This window comes from Robbsia andropogonis (genome assembly GCF_000970345.1).
GTDB classification, from domain to species: Bacteria; Pseudomonadota; Gammaproteobacteria; order Burkholderiales; family Burkholderiaceae; genus Robbsia; species Robbsia andropogonis.
In genome coordinates this window covers 1-20583 of sequence record NZ_LAQU01000049.1, presented here as the reverse complement: position 1 = coordinate 20583, position 20583 = coordinate 1, and the positions used below count along the sequence as shown (strand labels likewise).

The 20583-nt window shown below is 56.1% G+C and carries 21 protein-coding genes and 1 pseudogene; 20 read left to right on the top strand and 2 right to left on the bottom strand.

What is annotated here, in order from left to right:
- Positions 1 to 166: 166 nt before the first annotated feature.
- Complete coding sequence (locus WM40_RS23875) at positions 167 to 625, bottom strand: hypothetical protein (protein WP_046154192.1); 459 nt, start codon at positions 623 to 625, stop codon at positions 167 to 169.
- Positions 626 to 828: 203 nt separating this feature from the next.
- Between WM40_RS23875 and WM40_RS23870 the strand changes: the two genes are divergently transcribed.
- From WM40_RS23870 to WM40_RS23795, 16 genes are read left to right on the top strand one after another with little or no spacing between them, the layout of a single operon-like run.
- Positions 829 to 1161: a hypothetical protein gene (locus tag WM40_RS23870; protein ID WP_046154191.1), complete on the top strand. Its 333-nt coding sequence runs from the start codon at positions 829 to 831 to the stop codon at positions 1159 to 1161.
- Positions 1130 to 1420, top strand: a complete 291-nt coding sequence (locus WM40_RS23865; protein ID WP_157685936.1) for a hypothetical protein — start codon at positions 1130 to 1132, stop codon at positions 1418 to 1420. Before WM40_RS23870 ends, WM40_RS23865 begins: the two co-directional genes overlap by 32 nt.
- Positions 1417 to 1674: a hypothetical protein gene (locus WM40_RS23860; RefSeq protein WP_046154189.1), complete on the top strand. Its 258-nt coding sequence runs from the start codon at positions 1417 to 1419 to the stop codon at positions 1672 to 1674. The genes WM40_RS23865 and WM40_RS23860 overlap by 4 nt, the downstream gene beginning before the upstream one ends.
- A complete protein-coding gene (locus WM40_RS23855; protein ID WP_046154188.1) occupies positions 1671 to 2198 on the top strand; it encodes a packaged DNA stabilization gp4 family protein in 528 nt (175 codons plus the stop codon). The genes WM40_RS23860 and WM40_RS23855 overlap by 4 nt, the downstream gene beginning before the upstream one ends.
- Entirely contained in the window at positions 2195 to 2395 is a 201-nt protein-coding gene (locus WM40_RS23850; protein ID WP_024905471.1) for a hypothetical protein, read from the top strand. Before WM40_RS23855 ends, WM40_RS23850 begins: the two co-directional genes overlap by 4 nt.
- A 1-nt stretch (position 2396) precedes the next feature.
- Positions 2397 to 2804: a hypothetical protein gene (locus WM40_RS23845; RefSeq protein WP_036012781.1), complete on the top strand. Its 408-nt coding sequence runs from the start codon at positions 2397 to 2399 to the stop codon at positions 2802 to 2804.
- A 9-nt stretch (positions 2805 to 2813) separates the two neighbouring features.
- On the top strand, positions 2814 to 3104 hold the full coding sequence (locus WM40_RS23840; protein ID WP_082103160.1) for a hypothetical protein: 291 nt from the start codon (positions 2814 to 2816) through the stop codon (positions 3102 to 3104).
- 14 nt (positions 3105 to 3118) lie between these two features.
- Positions 3119 to 5074, top strand: coding sequence for a packaged DNA stabilization protein (locus tag WM40_RS23835; protein ID WP_046154185.1), 1956 nt, complete (start codon positions 3119 to 3121; stop codon positions 5072 to 5074).
- Positions 5074 to 5487, top strand: a complete 414-nt coding sequence (locus WM40_RS23830; RefSeq protein ID WP_024905475.1) for a hypothetical protein — start codon at positions 5074 to 5076, stop codon at positions 5485 to 5487. Before WM40_RS23835 ends, WM40_RS23830 begins: the two co-directional genes overlap by 1 nt.
- Positions 5488 to 5493: 6 nt before the next feature.
- Complete coding sequence (locus WM40_RS28245) at positions 5494 to 6138, top strand: hypothetical protein (protein WP_052738496.1); 645 nt, start codon at positions 5494 to 5496, stop codon at positions 6136 to 6138.
- A 1-nt stretch (position 6139) separates the two neighbouring features.
- Positions 6140 to 7504 (top strand): hypothetical protein, encoded by a 1365-nt coding sequence (locus WM40_RS23820; protein ID WP_046154184.1) that lies wholly within the window; start codon positions 6140 to 6142, stop codon positions 7502 to 7504.
- Positions 7501 to 10974, top strand: coding sequence for a hypothetical protein (locus tag WM40_RS23815; RefSeq protein WP_046154183.1), 3474 nt, complete (start codon positions 7501 to 7503; stop codon positions 10972 to 10974). Before WM40_RS23820 ends, WM40_RS23815 begins: the two co-directional genes overlap by 4 nt.
- Positions 10971 to 11426, top strand: coding sequence for a GNAT family N-acetyltransferase (locus WM40_RS23810; protein WP_046154182.1), 456 nt, complete (start codon positions 10971 to 10973; stop codon positions 11424 to 11426). Before WM40_RS23815 ends, WM40_RS23810 begins: the two co-directional genes overlap by 4 nt.
- The gene (locus WM40_RS30385; RefSeq protein ID WP_157685932.1) at positions 11417 to 11788 is read left to right on the top strand and encodes a hypothetical protein; all 372 of its coding nucleotides are present in this window, start codon (positions 11417 to 11419) and stop codon (positions 11786 to 11788) included. Before WM40_RS23810 ends, WM40_RS30385 begins: the two co-directional genes overlap by 10 nt.
- Positions 11788 to 14088, top strand: a complete 2301-nt coding sequence (locus tag WM40_RS23800; RefSeq protein ID WP_052738495.1) for a portal protein — start codon at positions 11788 to 11790, stop codon at positions 14086 to 14088. The genes WM40_RS30385 and WM40_RS23800 overlap by 1 nt, the downstream gene beginning before the upstream one ends.
- On the top strand, positions 14085 to 15383 hold the full coding sequence (locus WM40_RS23795) for a PBSX family phage terminase large subunit (RefSeq protein WP_024905481.1): 1299 nt from the start codon (positions 14085 to 14087) through the stop codon (positions 15381 to 15383). Before WM40_RS23800 ends, WM40_RS23795 begins: the two co-directional genes overlap by 4 nt.
- Here WM40_RS23795 and WM40_RS23790 read toward each other — a convergent pair whose 3' ends face one another.
- Positions 15384 to 15983: an aspartyl/asparaginyl beta-hydroxylase domain-containing protein gene (locus WM40_RS23790; protein ID WP_046154180.1), complete on the bottom strand. Its 600-nt coding sequence runs from the start codon at positions 15981 to 15983 to the stop codon at positions 15384 to 15386.
- A gap of 198 nt (positions 15984 to 16181) precedes the next feature.
- On the opposite strand from WM40_RS23790, the gene WM40_RS23785 reads away from it, so the two are divergent.
- The 4 genes and pseudogenes from WM40_RS23785 to WM40_RS30950 all read left to right on the top strand — a co-directional run.
- Positions 16182 to 17051: a hypothetical protein gene (locus tag WM40_RS23785; protein WP_046154179.1), complete on the top strand. Its 870-nt coding sequence runs from the start codon at positions 16182 to 16184 to the stop codon at positions 17049 to 17051.
- Between the two features lie 200 nt (positions 17052 to 17251).
- Positions 17252 to 18568, top strand: coding sequence for a P22 phage major capsid protein family protein (locus WM40_RS23780; protein WP_046154178.1), 1317 nt, complete (start codon positions 17252 to 17254; stop codon positions 18566 to 18568).
- A gap of 49 nt (positions 18569 to 18617) precedes the next feature.
- Positions 18618 to 19616: a LolA-like protein gene (locus tag WM40_RS23775; protein ID WP_157685930.1), complete on the top strand. Its 999-nt coding sequence runs from the start codon at positions 18618 to 18620 to the stop codon at positions 19614 to 19616.
- Positions 19617 to 19824: 208 nt separating this feature from the next.
- Positions 19825 to 20583, top strand: a pseudogene (locus tag WM40_RS30950) (hypothetical protein); the annotation flags it as partial.

The window sequence follows — 20583 nt, the reverse complement described above, 5'->3', positions numbered from 1 at the left end:
GAGGGCGCTGCCGAAGTCGTGCGCAAAGCCTGCAACGTGGCCTCTCGATCGGACTTCGACAAGGACGACTCAGCGGCAGAGCGCTTCATGCGCGAGATACGGAATCCGTTTAATGCGTGGCGTCAAGCGCGCAGCAATCCAGTTTCACCCACCAGCAACAGGAGCTTCAAATGACTGACGCAACGACAACGACCGAAGATACGACGGACGCAACCGCGACCGACACGACGGCATCTACCACGGATACCACGGCGTCGGAGGTCGCTGCTTCATCGGGGGAGGCCTCGTCCGCGTCCGGCTCATCGGACAGCGCTGCATCGGATACGAGCGCCTCGAGCACGGGTGCCACGACTGCCGATACCGATACGGCAACGTCTGCTGCCTCCGCAGATGATTCGACCACGGCAACATCCGATTCGGCCGGCTCCACGGGGGAGTCCACCGATACGGTCCAGGCTACGTCGGATACCGATTCCGCATCCACGTCCACAACCGATTCGACGGATACCGCGACTTCAGCGTCAACGGCTGCATCGAGCACCGACGCGACGGACACTGCTTCGTCAGACTCCACTGATTCGGCCAGCACGCTCCCTGCCGACACCACGCCCGGCGAGGTCCACATGTACTTTGAGCGTATCAAGCAGGAGATTGAGCGCTTCGGGCGAAAGCTTGAGGATGAAGAGCATGAGTTCTTCGAGCGGCTCAAGGCGAAAATCCTTGGCTAAGTAGCAACAAAAACTGTAATTACCGAATTATTTAGCATAGATTGCTAATAATTCGGTAATATTCAGAAATCTGTAATAGACAAACGTAGAATCTTTCTATATGGAAGAGCGCAAAAAGCCCGGGAAGAAGCCAGGATCGCCCAAGACGGGCGGTCGGAAGGCTGGTACGCCCAACAAGGTCACTGCTGACATCAAGGCGCTGGCGCAGTCATATGGGCCGGATGCGATCGCGAAGCTGGTTTTTCTGATGACGTTCGCTGAGAACGAGGCCGTTCAGAAAAGTGCGGCTGATTCCATTCTCGATCGCGGATACGGGAAAGCGCGTCAGGCTGTTGATGTTGCGGGCCAAGATGGTTCGCCGCATGTTCTGATTAAGATCGTCAAATCTCAAGGGGTGTCCGATGTTGATAGCAGTGTTCAAGCCGAAGAGTGAAGCGAACGGTGAAGGCGCTCTGGTGTGGGGGAAGATCCACCAGAAGGAGATTTCGCGTGACGAACTGGACCAACATGTGAGCGATGGGTGGGTGACTTCCGCGCATGAGGCGTTGCTCGCGGCTGACATTCGGAAGGCGGAAGACGATAACGCCGATTTGAAGGCGCAGATTGCCGATGCAGACCAGAAGATCGATCTACGCACGAAGGAAGGGCGGGCGCTGAAGGCCCAGCAAGACGCGGCGAAGGTGGCGGAATGACGACGATTCCTAAGATTGCCTATCCCCCGTCCCTAGACCCGAACTCCCCCGAGGCTTGGCACTTGATGTCGGACGCCGAGAAGCGCGATCATGAGCAATGCGAGATCAGGGAGCGCATGATTTGCTACGAATATGCTGTCAGGGCCGCATATGACGCTCTACATCGCGCGGGCGAAATAGACCCTCAGCAGGCCGCTCTTGCGATTGCCAGTGCTGCGACCAAGGCTCGGCTGCAAATCTGGAAGTCAAAATGAAAGCGCCCAAGTCCTGGTTCGTCGCGGAAGGGATAGCTGAACTCGGCTTGGCCGGGGCTGCTGTCGATATGGACCCGGAGATGATTGAGCGCGTTTCTCTGCGGCTGGACGCGAATCTGGCCGAATTAGAGACGAAGGGCGCACGCGTAAGCGGGTGGGTTTTCTCGTCTGAGCCGGCAGTTAATAACGGCGGCGTGGTCGTCAATATCCCGAACGGCTTGGTCAACCTCGTTATTCTCTCGGCTGCCATCGTCGCCGCGCCGAGTATCGGAAAGAATCTCTCCAGCGTGACTGTCGCTCAGTTGAAACTTGCGCGCGACAACCTGATGAATTTCCAGTCATCGAACATCCCGAGCATGCGCCGCAATACGAACATGCCGTTCGGATCGGGCAATCAACAGATGGCAGACGGTCCGCAGTTCTACCGCCGTCTTCCGCCTCAGCTTGGAGTTGGACCAGATTCCAACTTTGACAATCCCGACATCGAGCTATGGGGCTCAAGTTCTAATGGTGGCCAGCGATGAGCACGATCAATCAGCTTGCATTCAACGACACGCCTCAATTGAGTGACCAGATTCCACATTGGAGCCAGAGTGCTGGCGTCACTGAACGCACCTCGATCAATCAGATTTTGCAGGTTTTGAATCAGTTGCCCACTGTGCAGCCGGTCACTGGATCGGGGCAATTGTGGCTTAACAATGGTGTCGTAACGGTGGCATGAAATGAATCTTACAGCAATCAGTTCGGTAACAAGGCAGTCTGAGCCAGTTTATTCGACCGGGCAGGCTCTAAACGTCAATGCTGCTATTGGTGGGCAAGCGACGACTGCTGGAGCGGCTGCCGCCGTGCCAATGCAAACCGTCAGTGGCAATCTGATACCGCTCGGCTATCAGCAAATCACCGGACCGACGACATCAACCGCACTGACTGTTCCGACTGGTGCGCGCATCGCGTTGCTTCAGGCCGAGAGCCAGTCTGTGCGCTGGCGCGACGATGGAACTGCGCCCACCGCTGCTATCGGCATGCAATTGCTTGTAGGGCCGGTGCTTGAATACGATGGCAACCTCTCCGCGTTTCGCGTGATTCAAACGGCTGCTACGGCCATCCTCAACGTTTCGTACTACAAGTGAGGTGGATATATGCCCCGCAGCAGACAAGGGATGCAGGGTCTAACGCCATCGACGGCGACGGTGCAGACGGTCAGCTATAGCACGAGCCCCTACACTTACGCGAATTCGACGCAGGGAATTCAGTCGGTTCAGGTGACCGGTGGCGCTGTTTCGTTGATTGAATTGCTGGATAAGAGCGGTACGGCTACTACGATCGGCTCATCGTCGCTCGGGTTGCTCTCCGGCACTTTCATCTTGCAGCCAGGGTATTCGATTCGCGTCACATGGGCCGTAACGAAGCCCACAATCATCGTCTACTGATATCGTCTACTGATATGGCAACTGTTCCACTCGCGCAGACGCAAAGTTTTCCGATGCCGCTTATGACTGGCGGCACGCTCGTCACTGACGCGGGTACGGTTGAGGGTGAGTTCGCTGTAAATCTGAAGTTTCGGCAGGTGGCCACGAACAATAAGACTGGCACCTGCACTTCCCACGGCGGCCTAACCGAATGGATGGCGTCTACGGTCAGAGGAGAATCTGATCGAGGCGGCATTCTCTGGAACGGCTACATGTACCGGGTTCAGGGCGCGTCGGTCTATCAGTATTCGACTGCGGGCGTGAGAACGCTTATCGGCACAGTGGCGAATGATGGCCTTAAGTGTCGCCTCGATTACAGCTTTGACTTTCTCATGATTGTCAGCGCTGGAAAGCTCTATTACTACTGCCCATCGGGGTTTAGCACGGCGTCATCTGTTGCCGTCTCGGGGGGCGGCCTGTCGTATGCGGTGGGCGACACGATCACACTCGGCGCGCTGGGCTTATATGCGACCGTAACTGTTACAGCAATCAACAGCGGCACACAGGCCAGCGCAACGGCTCAGTTGACAGGAAGCGTCGTAAGTGGGTTCATCGTTACGAATGGTGGTACAGGTTACAGCAATCCGACTGTGACGATTGGCGCTCCACCTTCTGGCGGCACGACAGCGACTGCGCGTGCAATCGTAGATGACGGCGTGATAACTGAAATTCTGGTTGTGGATGGCGGATCGGGATACGGCACCGTCGTTCCAACTGTGACGATTTCCGCCCCTGACGGAGGTGGTGTCGTCTCGACAGCGAGCGTAACGAATGCGCCGCAGGTGTTGACCGAGTATCTGCCAACGAATCCCGTGGCACAGGTTCTGAGTAGCGGCGGTGGCACCGGCGCATCGTTCACTGTCACATGGGCAAGCAAGGGCAATTTCATCCAGGTAGACATGGATTTGTCTGCTGGCATCACGACTGTCACCGATGCCTGCTACATGGCAGGCTACATCATGGTCACGGACGGCGTGGACGTGTGGTGTAGCTCGCTTGTGAATCTGGCTTTCTTCCCTGGGTATTACGGAAGCGCGGAATATGATCCGGACGGTATTGTCGCGATCTACAAGCTGAACAATCAGCTATATGTCCTCGGCAAGAACACTACGCAGACAATGGCGAACACGGGTGGCAATAACTTCCCGTTCACCGCTCAGTCGTCATACACGTTTGATATTGGCTGCGTTTCGCGCCAGACGATGTGCTACACGAACCATTCGCTTGCCTGGATTGGTGGCGGCAGGAATATGCCCAATGGCGTCTGGTTCCTTAATGGCAACTCTCCGAACAAGATCAGTTCGGCGGCTGTCGATTATGAATTGGCGAAATTGACGGCTGATCAGGTTGCAGTCGTAACGATGGAATCCATGTCGTTTGAGGATTCGGAGTTTATCTACGTTCACCTGCCGCACAAGACTCTCGTGTTTGATTTCACGGCGACAACCGCGCTTGGAGTGAAATTCTGGACGCAATTAAACAGCGGCCCGACGAGCGCGAGCTATTACCGCGCACGCAATTTTGTGCAGTTCAATGGGATGTGGGCGGCAGGAGACGTTGCAGATAACCGGATTGGGTATCTCGACTCCACGACTGGTGGCCACTATGGCGAGCCTGTCATGAATAGGTCCACTGGGCCACTCACTATGCTGCCGCTTGCGTCTGCTGCGCTCCGATCGGTCGAATTGAAGTGCATTACCGGCCAATCCGGTGACACATCGCGAGTAGGAATGTCGTATTCAGCAGACGGAATCAGGTGGTCACAGGTGCGTTTTGCGCCTGCCGCGCCACGTGGAGCCTATGCTAATAGAATTATTTGGCGTCCAGGCGCCCTAACTATTGGTAAAATGCAGATGCGAATTGAACACATCACAACGCAACATGTGACGTGGTTTAGTTGTGATCTCGAATTAGAGGCGCTGAACGCATAATGGCAAATTTGACGCGCGTCGATCAGAAGTCTTTGCAGTCCGCATTAAATGGGGACTCGGCTGTGGCTGACGCGATCGGCAATGCCATCAATGGCAGTTCGATGAATTCGTTTTCCCCTGACCCGACGAATGGATCGGGCTCGGGAATGTACGCACAGATTGGAACGCTGAATTACGTGGAAATGACCATCACGCTTTCGAGCGCTGGCAATCCCACGGTATCACTACCCTTTACGCATCAGAGCCTGAGCAGCCAGTACGGCGTCATTCCGGGTGTCTCCGCGTCGGGTGTAGCAGTCAATGCACTGGTCCCTCCTGGGTCCGCGCAGGCAAAGCTATACCGGTACGACGGTACTTCCTTGGACGCAGGTACTTACTATTTGGGCGGTTGCTATGAGTCAGAAGTCGGGTGAAAAATCATGGTAGTGGCGGCGATTGGCGCTACCGCCGTTGCCGGGGTTGCCAGTAGCGCCATTTCATCGAGCGCGGCAAGTGACGCGGCAGATGCGCAGTCGTCCGCTGCGGCCAGTAACCTCGCACTTGCCACTGAGCAATATAATAATCAGCAATCGCAAATCTCCCCGTATTTGCAGGCCGGTCAAACTGGCCTAAACGGCTATACCGATCTTTTAGGCGCAAACGGCACTGCCGCGCAAAATGCCTCGATCAATGGCATCAAGACCGGCGCGCAATACCAAGGAGATATGCAGACTGCCAATGAAAATATATTGGCGAATGCATCTGCCACTGGTGGATTGCGTGGCAGCAACACGAGCAACACGCTTGCAAATACCTCGATATCGACGCTGAACAATCTGATCACGAACAAGCTTTCGGGATACAGCACGCTAATGTCGAATGGATTGAGCGCAATTAATGGATCGCAGGCTGCGAGCAATTCCTATACGAATGCTGCCACATCCGCGAACAATCAGTCGGCTAATGCTGCGACCTCATATGACACGTCGCTGGCGAATTCAACGAATTCTGCGCTGAATAGCATTACGAGCGGCCTGAATCGTTACTCGACCGCTTACGGCTCCAATTCTTCTTCATGGGTGTGACGTGGCCAATCTAATCGATTTCTCGAATATCGGATCTGGCATCGACGCGCAGATGAACAATGCGGCGCTGTCAGGGCAGCAGCTTGGGTACAACGACGCGACGATGCAGGGAAAGATTGCCGCGTCGAATGCTGGCAATCAAGCGGCAGTATCGACCTCGCAATTGCAGGTGAACAATAACCAGCGGCAGCAGCAATTCCAGATGGAATCTTCTGCGCTTGCTGCCAATCCGAATGCTACTTCGGCGGACTATCAAGCGCTCGCGAACAAGTACCCGGAGTTTGCGTCGCAGGTCAACGCTAACCAGGCCCAAACGCAAGTGAACTGGCAAAACATCCGTCAGCGCATGTCGTCTGATGCTGTTGCGACGGTGGCCGGGATGCAGGCGCGGTTGCAGGCGGGCGACACACAAGGCGCGCTTGATTTGCTTGAGCAGCGTGCAGTGCGCCAGGAAAACAGCGGCGATGCGGCAGGCGCTGCTTCGACGCGAGCATATGAAAACCTGATCACTAAGAGCCCGCAGCAGGCAATGCAGATTGCCTCTGGAATCTTGAATGCAGGCAGTGCAAATACTGCCAGCCAGCTTTATGCAAACCAGGGCGATCAGGCCAACGCAGTCGTTGCGCAAGGCTCAGTGCCAGCGGTTATCGCCCAGCGTCAGGCGCAGGCATCCCAAGCTGGTACGGCGGCGCAGTACGCACCGGCAGAGCGGCAGGCTGGCATCAACGCTACCAACGCAGGCGTTGGGCTGACCACGGCGCAAACGGGCGTCGTGAACCAGCAACTGGCCGGGGGCAGTCCGACTGCGATTGCCAGCGCTCAGCCTGACTATCAGGCCGCTCAGTCGAATCAGCAGCTATCCGATCAGTCGGGCGAACTGGCTCAGGCATTCTCTCAAGTCGGTAATGGCGCAACGTCTGGTGTCCTGGGTGCCACGTGGGACAACGCAGCCCGAAAATGGACTGGCGATACTTCGCAGCTTCAGCAGTTGCGTCAGGAAGCTTCGAGTCTGGTCACTCAGGCTGAGACGGCAAGCATGGTGAACGGGAATTTCACCGATGCATCCACGGCGCGTGCCGTACAGAACGTCCCATCCATTACGGACAGCCCGCAGGCATGGACCAAATACTTGCAGGCTCGGCAAAAGTTCCTCGCCTCGAAGGCGGCATGGTCGAATGCGCGCGGAGATTGGCAGCGCAACAATAACGCATCCCTTGGTCCCGCATATCGGGACATGACCATTCAAGGGCCAAACGGGACATCCATGTTTGTCAAGCAGGGAGATAGCTTCACGACATTCAGCAAGAAGGCCGCGCCGTCGTATTACAGCGCGCCGTCTCAATCCTCGTTCGACCCGACGCAATGACGAACTCCACATTCCCGACAAGCTACAAAGACCCGGTGTATGCGGCGGCGGACACGGCTGCTTCTGACGCTGCTGGCATCCCTCAGGGTCTATTGCAGAGCGTGCGCACGGCGGGTGAGAAGTCGAACGCAAATCAGGTGAGCAGCGCAGGGGCGACGACGCCTTATCAGTTCACCGCTGACACACGCGCACGCCTGAAGCAGAAGTATGGGATCGATGTCACTGCGTCACCGCAAGCCGCCGCGCTAGGGGCCGCATATCTGCTGAAAGAGGGCATACAGCGCACTGGCAGTGCGGCAGGAGCAGTCACCCAATACATCGGCGGGACTGACCCGGCGAATTGGGGAGGACAGACGCGCGCGTACACAAATCGGGTCATGTCGGCATTCACCGGCCAGGGTGGCCAGGATACTCCCCAAGCATCCCCGCAGCCGCAAGCGCCTGCCCAATTGCCGAGTGCCGCATCGTATGGCCTTGATCCATCTGTTGTCGGGCTCGGTGGCGCGCCTACGCAGACGCCGGTCGCGCCGGTGGCATCCCAAACGCCGGTCGCGCCGGGTGCCGGTGTGAATGCACAGATAGTCGCCGACTACAACGCCGGTCGCCTATCGCCATCAGACATGGACGCCGTTGACGCACGCGTGAAGTCGGGCAACATCCAGATTGACCCGTCGCAGTTGCAGCGCCCGCAAGCGTCTCAGGCCGCGCCGCAACCAAAGACAATTGGACCCAAAACGTTGGCAGCGATCCAGGCCGGTACCCTCGCGCCCCAGGACCTAAAGACCGTGCAGGATGGCATTGCCAACGGCACCCTTGTTATGCCGCAGGCGCAATCGAACGGCCCGCAGTCGGGGTCTCAGCCGCAGCAACCCGACAACCCCCCAGGGGGTCTGCAAGGATCGACCGCCACCGATGCCAACGGCGTGCCGCTCAATCAAAACCCGGTGACGGCTGCGCAAAACGGATCAACGCTTTCAGACGTGGCGGAGCGGGGCGCGGGCGGCGTTCTCGGCAGCCTGCTTGACATTGCCAGCGCGGGCGGTCGGCTGGTTGGCGCAACGGACTTTGCGAACCAAGCGCATTCTGCCCGTCAGCAGCTTGACGCGAAGATGGCCGCAGACACGAACGGAAGCATGGCCGGGAAAGTGGCGGGAGTCGTCGGCGGTGCGTTGCCGTATGTCGCGTCTGGCGGCGCAACCATTCCGGGCGCTGTAGCAGGCGGCGCTGTAGCGGGTGCAGTGCCGTCGATCGCTGCCGACAAGTCAACTGGCACCGTTGCGCGCGATGCGGCTTTTGGTGCTGGCGCTGGATTCGCCGGTGGCGTCGCAGGGAAATATGCAGGTCAGGCAATATCCGCGCTTGCCGAGAACCCGACAATTGCGGCGGGGATCAACAAAGCGCGTCAGATGTTTGGCGGTGCGCCCGCAAAGGCCGATTCTATTGCTGCTGCCGGTGGCGTGGCCGATGCGGATACCGCCGCCGCCATCGCAGCGCAAAGCGGCAACACTCCTGGCGGCCTTGCCTCGAAGCTTGAATCTGCGCCCGCGCCGAATACGCCGGGATACACGCCCAGCGCTGCCGAATTGGCGGGTGATTCGAGTGTGACGGCGCTACAGAAGGCCAGCACAGACATGCATCCGCAGGTTGCGGCGAACGCCTCTGCGGACCAGGATGCAGCTATTTCTGCGGCATTGAAGAAGGGTGACGCGCCGGACGCGGGGATGCCCGCCAATCCGCAGGCAACAGAGCAAGCGGCTCAGGCCGTCGCGAATCGCGCGGATGAATTAAAGGCGCAAGGCCAGCAGGAATTGCCGCCAGTGAGTGCGCAAACCGCGCAGGCTCTGCAAACGCCGCAATTCGATGCACCGATCAAGCTTGCCCGAAAAATGGCGGCGGATGAAGGATCGGATGTTTTTGCAATCCATGACGCCGCAAAACAGCAGGCGGCAGCCGATACGCTCAAACAGATCATTGGAACGCCTGAAGATTTGGAGGCAATGAAGAGTGCGCGCGGAGCGCAGGCGGCGGACGATTTCCTGTCTGCAAATCAGGGTTTGCCAGTAAGCACGCCCGGACTTGCATCGATTCTCAAGCGCCCGAGCATCGTGGATGCCATTGGATCGGCCAATCGCGCAGCGCTCGACGAAGGCGCTCAGCCTATTATCTCTGGTGGCAACATATCAGGGGCTGGACTGCAGCGTATTAAGTCACTCATCGACCAGGATCTATCGCAAGCCGCGATGTCAGGGGCAAGCAGTGATGTCAGAACCCTAACGAAGCTCAAGCAGGATTACCTGGGCGTATTGGACAATGCAATCCCCGACTATGCCGCCGCCCGAGACGCATATGCGAAAGCATCCGGGCCGATCGACGCCATGCAGGCCGTGCAGTCGCGCCTGTACAGCGCAGTCGATCCAGCGAGCGGGGAGGTTTCTCCGGCCAAGCTGATCAACGCGATCAACAGCATCAAGGGCGAGCAGATGAAGCCGGGTATTCGCCCTGCTGACAAGGTGCCGCAACCTACGCTTGATGCCCTGGCTCAGCTTGCCTCGCATTTGCAGAACAAGAATGATTTGACGGGATTGCCTGCCGAAGGGCAGGAATATCTGCGCCGCGCGCTGGCATCGAGCGACAATCACGCCGCCGCGCATGACCAGTTTAAGCAGGTATTGAATAGCGGGTCACCCTCATATTCGGAATTGCATGGATCACACGCGCAGGTCGCATCCGCCGTCGATTCTGCCGTTAAGAGTCAGTACGGGCTCAAGCAGGCTGAGGATTTGATTGATGAGGCCAGGACGCCCGCCGAACTCCGCAGCCTAAATAAGTTGCTGCCGACTATGGAGGCGGCGGATCAGGCAAAAGCAATCGGATTGCGGCAGCAGAAAGCCCGCGATCTGGCAATGGCCCATGTTATCGATACGAATAAAAACTCCCGTGGAGGCACCTCATTCGACCGGAAGAATTTTTCGGTTGCCGTGAAAAACTACGGGAAATACATGAATCCCGACGATGCTTCGCAATTCCAAGCTGTTTCATCTGACTTGGATCGCCAGACGACTGCATATGCAAAAACGGGAAAGATTGGCGGGAGCGATACCACGCAGCGCATTGGCTCCGTTCGACGCTTTGCAAATAATCTAGGAAGCGCATTCAAAGACGCTGCTGTACAGCAGATGCTTTACGGCGCATCAGGTATGGCGCTAGGAGGGCCGATAGGTGCTGCCGGGGGTATGGCTGTGGGCGCAATAAGCACCGCCTTGCAACGGACCATCAGCCAAAAAGTAAGCGCGATCAGCACAGAGAACGCGGCAAAGCTTCTGAGCAACGGCAAGATGCTTGCCGCCGCGCTTCGCAACTATGAGTCGATTGCCGCGCGGCGCGAGTTCATCCAGGGATTGAGCAAGAAGGTGGGCCTGACCGGCGGCATCGCGGCGGGTAACGCATTCACGAGCCGGAGCACCCCATGATGCCCGTTTTTGCTGTTGAACGTTTCCACGATGTTTATGACGAGCTATTCCCGCTTTTGGTCAAGCATTACGAGGAAATCAGCCTGCACAAATTGAAGGGATACCCTTTGAACCCGAATGTGGCGATGTATCGCGCGGCGGAAGATGCGGGGCAGCTTGTGATGATGATTGGTCGATCAGAGGGCAAGATCGTCGCGTATTTCGTCTTTTTCGTGCGCCCGAGCATTCATTACATCGACTGTATGGAGGCTGTTGGCGACATCTTTTATTGCGACCCATCGCGGCGCGGGGCAATGATTGGAAATGCTTTGTTCGAGGCGGCAGAGGCCGAGTTGCGGCGGCGCGGCGTCAAGTGCTTGATGGCCGGAGAGAAGATCGCATTTCCTGCAACCGCGCTATTCACCCGTCGCGGCTATAAACCAATAGAGACGAAGTACGCAAAATGGCTCTAAAAATAAAGTGGCCTAAATTGTTTGAGCGTGAAATCCCTATTTATGGAGGAAGAGTTGTTTTTGTTCCATCTATTGATAAGTGGAAAGAGTGCGCATCGTTTCTGATCGGGGGAGAAAACTTTGAAATTCCTAATGGCTCAGGCGCTCATCAGCAATTTTTATCGGAAAAAGAATCGGTTTACTTAGTTGGAGTTTTTGATAAAAGCAGACGAACCCTGGTACATGAGATAGCGCATTGTTCCTTTAGAGTTCTTTGGCATGCAGGGGTAGAAGTATCGCCCGATGGAAGGAATGAAGCCTATTGTTATTTGTTGGATACGTTGTACGAAATTCTTGAACCTGGGTTGAGGGCAAAACGATAATGGCTCTGACAAAACAAGAACGCCTCGGGAAGGTATGGGATCGCGCATCTGCCCGGTTTGATCGCGCCTACGCGCCGCAAATGCAAATCCGGCTTGCGTCCCTTGAGGATCGCCGTTTTGCCTTTGTCGATGGCGCGCAGTGGGAGGGCGGTCTAGGAGATCAATTCGAGAATCGCCCGCGCTTCGTCGTCAACAAAGTGCAAAAGGCAGTGCGCCGGATCGTGTCTGAATACCGCGCGAACGCCATGACGGTGAATTTCCGCTCAAGCGACGATGCGAGTCGCCAAGCGGACATCGACTCTCTGCGGATTGTTTATCGGTCGGACGAGCAATACAGCGGCGCTCAGGACATCTATGTTGCAGGGTTCGAGGAGGCTGTCTCTGGCGGGATGGGCGCATGGCGTCTCACGCACGACTATGACGCGCGCGCAGAGACCGATATTGACGACGATACGCCGCAGCGGATTATCTTTGAGCCGCTACCGGATGCAGACAGCAGCGTTTTCTTTGACCCGGATAGCAAAAAGCTCGACAAGTCGGATGCGAAATGGTGCGTGGTTCTAAACCCGATTAGCTGGGACACGTATAACGATGAATACCTCGGCGGCGCGGTCGATATCGAAGAGCGGCCCACCAGTTTCAAGGAGGTGCGCAAGCTCAAGCAATTCGATTGGTTCGTGAACGAGCAAGTCTACATCGGGGAGTATTACGAGGTAGAAAAGCGTATTGAGGAATACACGGTCTGGAAAGAGCCGCACTCCGGAACCGAGAAAAAAGTGTATGCGGGCGTAGACGCCGATTCGCGAGAGGATGCAGCAGACCAGGAAGCGGAATTGCAGGCCAACGGCTTTATTCCCGCGCGCAAGGGAAAGCGCAACCGTAAGCGCGTGCGCAAATATTTCATGGACGGCGTTGGCATCCTGAAGGACTGTGGCTACATCGCTGGAACAGAGATACCGATAGTTGTTGTCTATGGATTGCGGCAAATAATTGATGGAATCGAACGATTCCAGGGCGCGGTGCGTCTGGCAAAAGACAGCCAGCGCCTCTACAACATGCAGGTCTCGACGCTTGCAGACATCACTGCGTTCACGCCTCGTGAGGTGCCGATCTTCACGCCTGAGCAGATGCAAGGTCATGCTGTTTCATGGGCAGAGGCAAATGTTAAAAACCTCCCGTTCCTGCTGATCAATCCTGTAACGGGCGCGGATGGATCGCAAACCATCGCGCCTCCTGTTGGATACCTGAAGAACCCGGATGTGCCGCCTTCGCTTGCGGCGCTCATGCAGGCTTCTGGCCAAGACATGCTGGATGTGACGGGCGGCGATTTGGCGGCGGACCAAGTCAATTCCAATACGTCAGACGCGCTTGTCAGCCGCGTGCAGGCGCATCAGGACATGCAGGTCTATGTATTCATCGACAACATGGCCCGGGCCATGGAGCGCTGCGGGAAGATTTACTGCTCGATGGCATCCGAAATCTACGTTGAGGAAAACCGCAAATTCACGGCTGATGCCGAGGATGGATCGGCGGAATCGGCCACGATCAATCAGCCTTCCCTCGATGCCGATGGCAACCCGATCATTGCTCGCTCGTTCTCGCTTGGCCTGGATGTGTTCGTTGATGTGGGTCCAGCGTTTAACTCGCGCAAGGATGCAACGATCAATACGCTGGTCAAGCTACTGCCCGCAATCGCAGATCAGCAAATGCAGCAGATCGTCGTCCAGACCCTGGTGCGCAATCTTGACGGTGAAGGGCTTGACGACCTTGCAACGTTCGCGAGAAAGCAACTCGTTCAAGCGGGTGTCGTTGAGCCAAACGACGAAGAGAAGCAGGAAATGGCAGCGGCACAACAAGCCGCGCAGAATGCCCCGCCAGACGCCGCTAATGTCGCCTTGATTGCACAGGCTCGAAAAGACAACGCGAGTGCAACGCAAAGCGAAGCGGCTGCTGTGGCAAGTCTTTCGACGGCAGAACTGAACCACGCCAAGGCCGCAGAGTCTGTTTCTAAGACTAACGCATCGCAACTGTCCACTATCATGGCGATGCTTCAAAACCTGCAAGATAAAGTTAATGGTCAGGTATCGCAAATTGGCGCCCAGCAACCGCAAACGCCAGAAGATGGCAAGGTGAACGCGGCCCTTGCAACCGGATTAGCAACGCCTACACCGGGCATCAATCCGCTACACGGCGTGCAAGTGATCCAATCGGCCCCGCAGGCTCAGGCAGCGCCTAGTGCGCCAGTCCAACAGCAGGCAGCGCCGGTGCATGTAAGCAACCATCCTGCGGTCGGAAGATGAAGCGAGAAGAATTCTTCTTCCCCCCTGGCGAAGTAGGATTGCCCGATTGGGCGGAGTGCCTTCTCACGCAAGGACCTCGGTACACCGTCTATCACGGTGGGCGCGGCTCTGCCAAGTCGATGTCGATCGCTACCGCACTTGTCATCCGGGCAACGAAAGAACCGCTGAAGATTCTGTGCTTCCGGGAAATTCAAGGGTCGATTGATGAGTCGGTAAAGGCGATCATCGAGACGCGGATCAAGGATTGCGGCCTAGAAAGCTTCTTTCATATTACGAATCGAGAGATTGTAGGGATAAACGGAAGCAAGTTTATTTTTCGCGGCTTGAGCGACCAGACGAAGACCACCATCAAATCATTGGATGGGATTGACATTGCCTGGGGAGAAGAGGCGCAAGCTTTGTCAAAAGAATCGCTCCAGATGTTCTTGCCGACCATCCGTAAGCCGACCTCAGAAATATGGTTCAGCATGAACCCTGAGATGGACACTGACCCGCTCTATACGATGTTCATCGTAAAGCCGCCGCCAGATGCGCGTGTATTTCAGGTCAACTGGAACCAGAATCCTTTCTGGAATAGTGCGCTCGAAGCCGAGCGCCTGCGATCCATGGCGGACGAGCCGGACGACTATGACCATATTTGGGAGGGCGTACCCAAGTCGGCAGTTTCGGGCGCAATCTATCGGCGTGAAATGCATGTGATTGCGACACAGAACCGGATCAGGCCACTTCTTCCTGACCCGGTTCTTAGCACGCACGCGGTATTTGACCTTGGCATCAATGACGAAATGTCAGTGACGCTCGCCCAGGCAGATATCAGCGGCCTGCGTGTCGTCGGCTTCCACGAAGATAGCAACTATGGAATCGAGCATTACTCAGACTGGCTGAAAGATAACGGATGGAAAGATGCGATCGTGTGGTTCCCGCACGACGGGAATGCGCGCTCTGTTCAGACTGGATTGACGACAAAGCAGGCCATGCAGCGCCTCGGGTGGCAGGTGGAGTCAGTGCCCGATATCGGCGTGGAGCCGGGCATTAAGCTTGCCCGCAGCGCACTGAAGAATGCGTTCTTTTCAGACTCGGAGGAAGTGGGAGAGTTACTTGAGCACATGCGCCGTTACTCGCGCGCCAAGTCGGGGCACCCAAAGCATGACGAGCACTCCCATGCGGCGGACAGTTTCCGCTACGTGGCCGTGGCCATGGCCCAATTTAAGACGGTCGCTGAGAGAAAGCAGAAGGCCAAAGACTTGGCAACGCGCGTCAACATCATTCCGACTGTGACACGGTGGAATAGGTGATCACTCTTTCCGCAGATCAATGACCATGCTGATTCGATCCACCGCAGACTCATTGCGAACCTCATGATGCAGGTCATTGCGGAACCAGAATAAGCGACCCGTGAGCATTTGAAGAGCTTCATCGCCTTTCCCGTCCTCGCCTTCCCCGCAATACAGAACCGCCCCCGGCTGCCCCTGTATCACAAGATGGAAACGCTTCCAGTAACGGACATGTTCCGGCGTGTCTGCGTGCCGGAAGATTCTGCCTCCTGGCCGCACTCGGTTGATCATCACGCGACCGATGCGTGTTGCCTCAATGAATCTGGCAAGGTCCAGAACAAACGGCTGCGCCTGGGTCAGAACTGCCCATGCAGGCCACGCCTTGCATTCGTGCTGGTCAACCCCTGGCAGCGTGTTCGCTTTGTAGCGCTCGATGTCCTCGTCGCTCATCCCGGATTGAATTTCCGGGAATCTCAGCATGATCGTGTCGGTGTCACCAAATGGGCCCTGCGGATACTTCCGCAAGAATGTGTCGGCTTCCCACAATTCAGGGCGCGTCGCGATCGCTGTGGCGAGCGCGGACACATCCATCCCCTCTTTGATGACCTTAAAGTTCCTCATTCCTTGCTTACCACCACAAGGATTTGCCCGATCGACCACAGTACAACAAGCCCGCAAAAGGCATAAAAAACTCCCGTCATGTCATTTCTCCGTAAAAAATGTCACATTTTTGATAAATGGTAGTTGTAAATGCTAAAAAATACAAATACGCAATGTATACTTTTTGCTGTATCTCAATCCGCCACAAAGGTGAGTTAAATGACGACCGAGACAGAAGTTTTACATGATGCGGAAGCGCCCGCTGAAGAATCGAATGCACCAGTGTTGTTTGAAGACGATGATGCCGAAGATGCTCAGCCTGAGCAGGACGTAAGCGCGGAAGAATCGGCGGAGGATGCCGAGGCGACTAGCGATGCCGAACCTCCCGAGGAAGATCTTCAGACAAAGGAAACCAAGCGATTTTCCGAAATGCGGAAGACGCTCAACGGTACGCTGAAAGACAAAAAGCGTCTTGAGCGCGAGCTTGAAGAAATGCGGACGCGCTACGCGCCGCCCAAGCCGACTCTCGGCCCAAAGCCCACACTAGATCAGTTCGACTACGACGAAAACCAATTCTCGGCAGCATATGATGAATGGGCCGAGCAAAAGCGCGCCGTAGAAGCGGAAGAACGGAATAAGCAAGAGGCCGAACGCAAAGAACAGGAAGCGCTAGAAGCGCATAAGCGGGCATATTCCGAGCGCGCCCGGTCCCTGGGCGTTTCAGATTTTTCTGAAGCGGAGCAGGAGATTCGAGACGTACTTAATCCAGTTCAAATCGGTCTCTTGATGAAAGGCGCGGACGATCCGGCTTCCCTGGTATATGCGCTCGGGAAATCCTCGTCTCGCTTGTTCGAGGCATCAAAGATCACTGACCCCGTTAAATTCACCGTGCATATCGCACGCCTGGAGACTGCATTGGCTGCGAAGCGAACGACAAAGCCAGCGCCTGAGCCGCGCGTTACCTCTGAGCGCGCTGCAACAGGCTTTAGCGCATCCTCGAATACTTTGGATCGCCTTCGCGAGGAAGCAGCGAGGACTGGCGACTATACGAAAGTGACGGCATATAAGCGCCAGAACAACGTTCGTTAATACAAACTATTGATTTTGTATTGCAATAGTCATAGAGTACCGAAATCGAGCGGCAGCAATCGAGCAAAAATCCTTTTGCTGCCGACTCCAAGCTTCACGTAATTCAGCTTATCGGCGTGGCATGTGCCCGTTAGTCCTGCTGGATGCGAAATCAGCGGAAGAAATTCCGTCGTTCTCTCATTCGATAAGGATTCACGACCATGGCATCGCCACCCGCAGTAGCACAATTGTCCACGACCAATGCTTTCTCGAAAGAAGAGCGGATTGCGTGGGAACAAATTCTTGAAGGCTTCCATGACCAGTTGGTCATGTCGAAGGCTGTCACAGTTTTTCAAAACGATCAAACGGCAATGGCCCGCCAGGGTGACGTAATTCGTCGCCCGATGCCGTACATCGCGCGCTCGTTCTCTGGCCTTGATCAAACTGCCAATTTCGTTGGCAAAACGCAGCTTACCGTTCCCGCTGTCATTGATACCATCCGCAGTTCGCCGTGGACGATGGATGCAACGGAATTGCGCGACGCCCTCCAAGAGGGACGCCTGGGTGCCGCCGCGAAGCAAAAGATTGCATCGGATATCAATCTCGCCGTTGTGAATGCCGTCTCGCAACTCGGCTCGCTCGTAGTTAAGCGCACCGTTACGGCAACTGGCTTCGATGACCTTGCGCAGGCAGATTCCCTGATGAATGAGCAGGGCATCGATTATGACGACCGTTACGCAGTCTTTGGCTCGCGCGACTACAACGCAATGGCCGGCAACTTGGCTGCCCGTTCGTATGTGGTCGAGGGGCAAAAAGCTGCTGATGCCTATGAAATGGCAACGGTCGGTCGTCGTGTAGCTGGTTTCGAGCGTGTGTTGAAGGCGGACTACATCCAACGATTGACGGCTGCGGCTGGCGTGACGGTGACCGTGAATGGCGCGAACCAATACACGGTGCCGAAGGCCATCACGACCACGCCGGGCGGCGCGCTTCAAACCAACGTGGACAACCGTATTCAAGCGCTGGCTATTACGGTTACGTCCGGTACTGTCAAGGTCGGCGATGCATTCACGATTGTGGGCGTCAACAATGTGCACCCCATCACGAAGGTAGATACGGGTCAGTTGAAGACGTTCCGGGTAGTCGGCATTGTGTCCGGCGCGGGCGGCACAGGAACGATCCAAATCACTCCCTCGATCATCAGCGGCACCGGTGGTACGGATGCGGAATTGGCATATCAGAACTGCACGGCAGCGCCTGCAACGGGCGCGGCAATCACGTGGCTGAACACCGCGAATGCAGCCGTCAATTGCTTCTGGAAGAAAGAGGCTGTTGAAATCTTGCCGGGACGCCTTGCCGTTCCTTCCGACCAAGGTCTTGCTGTTATGCGGGGCACGACGGACCAAGGTATCGAGCTTGTCATGACCAAGCAAGCGCACATCGAAACGTACAAGTCGCTATATCGGATCGATGCGTTTTTCGGGGTGTCTGTCACGAACCCGGAAATGACGGGGATCATGCTGTTCAATCAGGTGTAATTCTTCTGCGGGCGCTCTGTAAAGGGTGCCCGCGCGCCTGGGAGGGCACATGTCCAACAGTGAAGCGCGCTCGCTTGCTTACTTTACGGACACTTTCGGGCGTCCGTTAGAGTCGGGGAAAATCTATATAGGCGTAGCTGGCCTTGATCCCATAGCAAATCCGCAAACAGTCTATTCAGACGCAGAAAACACGGTTGTTTTATCTCAGCCGATTCGCACGGTGCACGGTCATGCCGCATCGGGCGGTCAGTATGTGCATCTTTTCTGCACTACGCCGTATTCGATCACGATCATGGATTCTTCCGGGCGAGTGAATTACACATCGCTCAATGAATCCGATCCGTCTCTGACCAATATTGGTAAAAGCGTTCCGAAGTCGGCTAGTACGCTTGCCGAGTTGCGCGCCATGGAGAGCGACTCAACGAATCAAGTGTTCGTGACTGGATATGGCATGTATTACTACGATGCCTCAGACACGACGTCTCCTGAAAGTATTCCGCGAGTGATCGTCGCTGACGATGGATCGCGATACAAGCGTAGCACTGAATATGTCATCGGCGGATGGGTTCAAGCATCGGCAGCGGCGGATGCGACCGTAACAGGCGCACATTTTAGCTACAACGACGAAAGCACAGGCTATGCGCATATCACATCAAACCCAGGGGGCGCGACTGGCGGCGGATTGATAGTCAGGACGGTGAGCGCTGATGGAGAGACGGAAGCGGGCAGAGTCACAATAGGCCGAACTGGCAGCGTTGATGCGCAAGGGCAGATCGTAAGCAGAACCACGTTCTTGACGTCTGGCGGGGTTGTTTATCTGACTGCGGATGGTACGCGCTATCTGTCGTATGACGGCACGCAATACAACCTTCCTGGCGCTGCGCTCTATCTCAACAATTCGCCTGTACTCAATCTCTCCAACTATCTAACGCTTAACGAAACTCAAGCCGTTGGGTGCATGACGCTTGGTACTAGCACGCCGACTGTAGGTTCGTGGTTCGCTATCGGTCAGGCAAGCGGTATCTACCTATTCATAAGGACAGCATGAGCGCTTATTCGTCAGTGGCAGACCCCGTATGGGCAGATAGCGCGCATACAGCGATATTCGTGAATGTCGTGTTTGCGCATTTGGGTGAGACGCCCGTCAAATTCGGCGCGTCCCCGAAAGACTGCATGGATTACGGAAGAGAGATTTACGCCGACATCATTGCCGGAAAGTACGGCGAAATCGCAGAATATCAGGAGGCATCCACATCATGACCACAATAGATCAGCTTCCTGTAGATGATTCTGTGGATTCCGCAGACCAGATTCCAATCTGGTCTAGCGCTGACGGGGTAGCGCGGCGTGCAGCGGTATCGCTATTCGACGCAAGATATCAATTGCCTGACGACGTGCGCGCCGGGCTTTATAAATTCATTGGCATATCCGCAACGCCTCCCACCACCCGATCGAACGGCGATGGATTGCAACTAGGCGATGTCTACACTGACACTCAATCATTCCCTGTCACCTGGATTTACACATCGCAGGGGTGGGAAGAAATGTATGGCGCTGACATCCTGTCCCGCGCATCCGGCTATGCGACTGCGGCACAAGCCAGCGCGGCCGAAGCAGGGCAAGACGCATCTGCCGCCGCGACATCTGCTACAAATGCAGCGGCGAGCGCATCCCAAGCGGCCACGACGATCGCAAACGCACTGGTAAAGACGAACAATCTGTCGGACGTTGCAAACGTGGCAACGGCGCGGGCAAACTTGGTCGCGGCGAAGTCGGGGGCCAATTCTGACATTACCTCTATCACGGGCCTCACGACTGCGCTATCGGCAGCGCAGGGGGGTACAGGCGGGAATATCAGTCTTGCGACGGGCGCGGCGCTGGTCGGATATAAAAACGCGGCGCTGGCGAATGCAGCTACCACGAACGTGTCAAATAAGCTTCAGGTATTCATTGATCTGAAGGCCGATTACGGCGCGGCGTGCGATGGCGTCACAGACGACACGACCAAAGTTCAG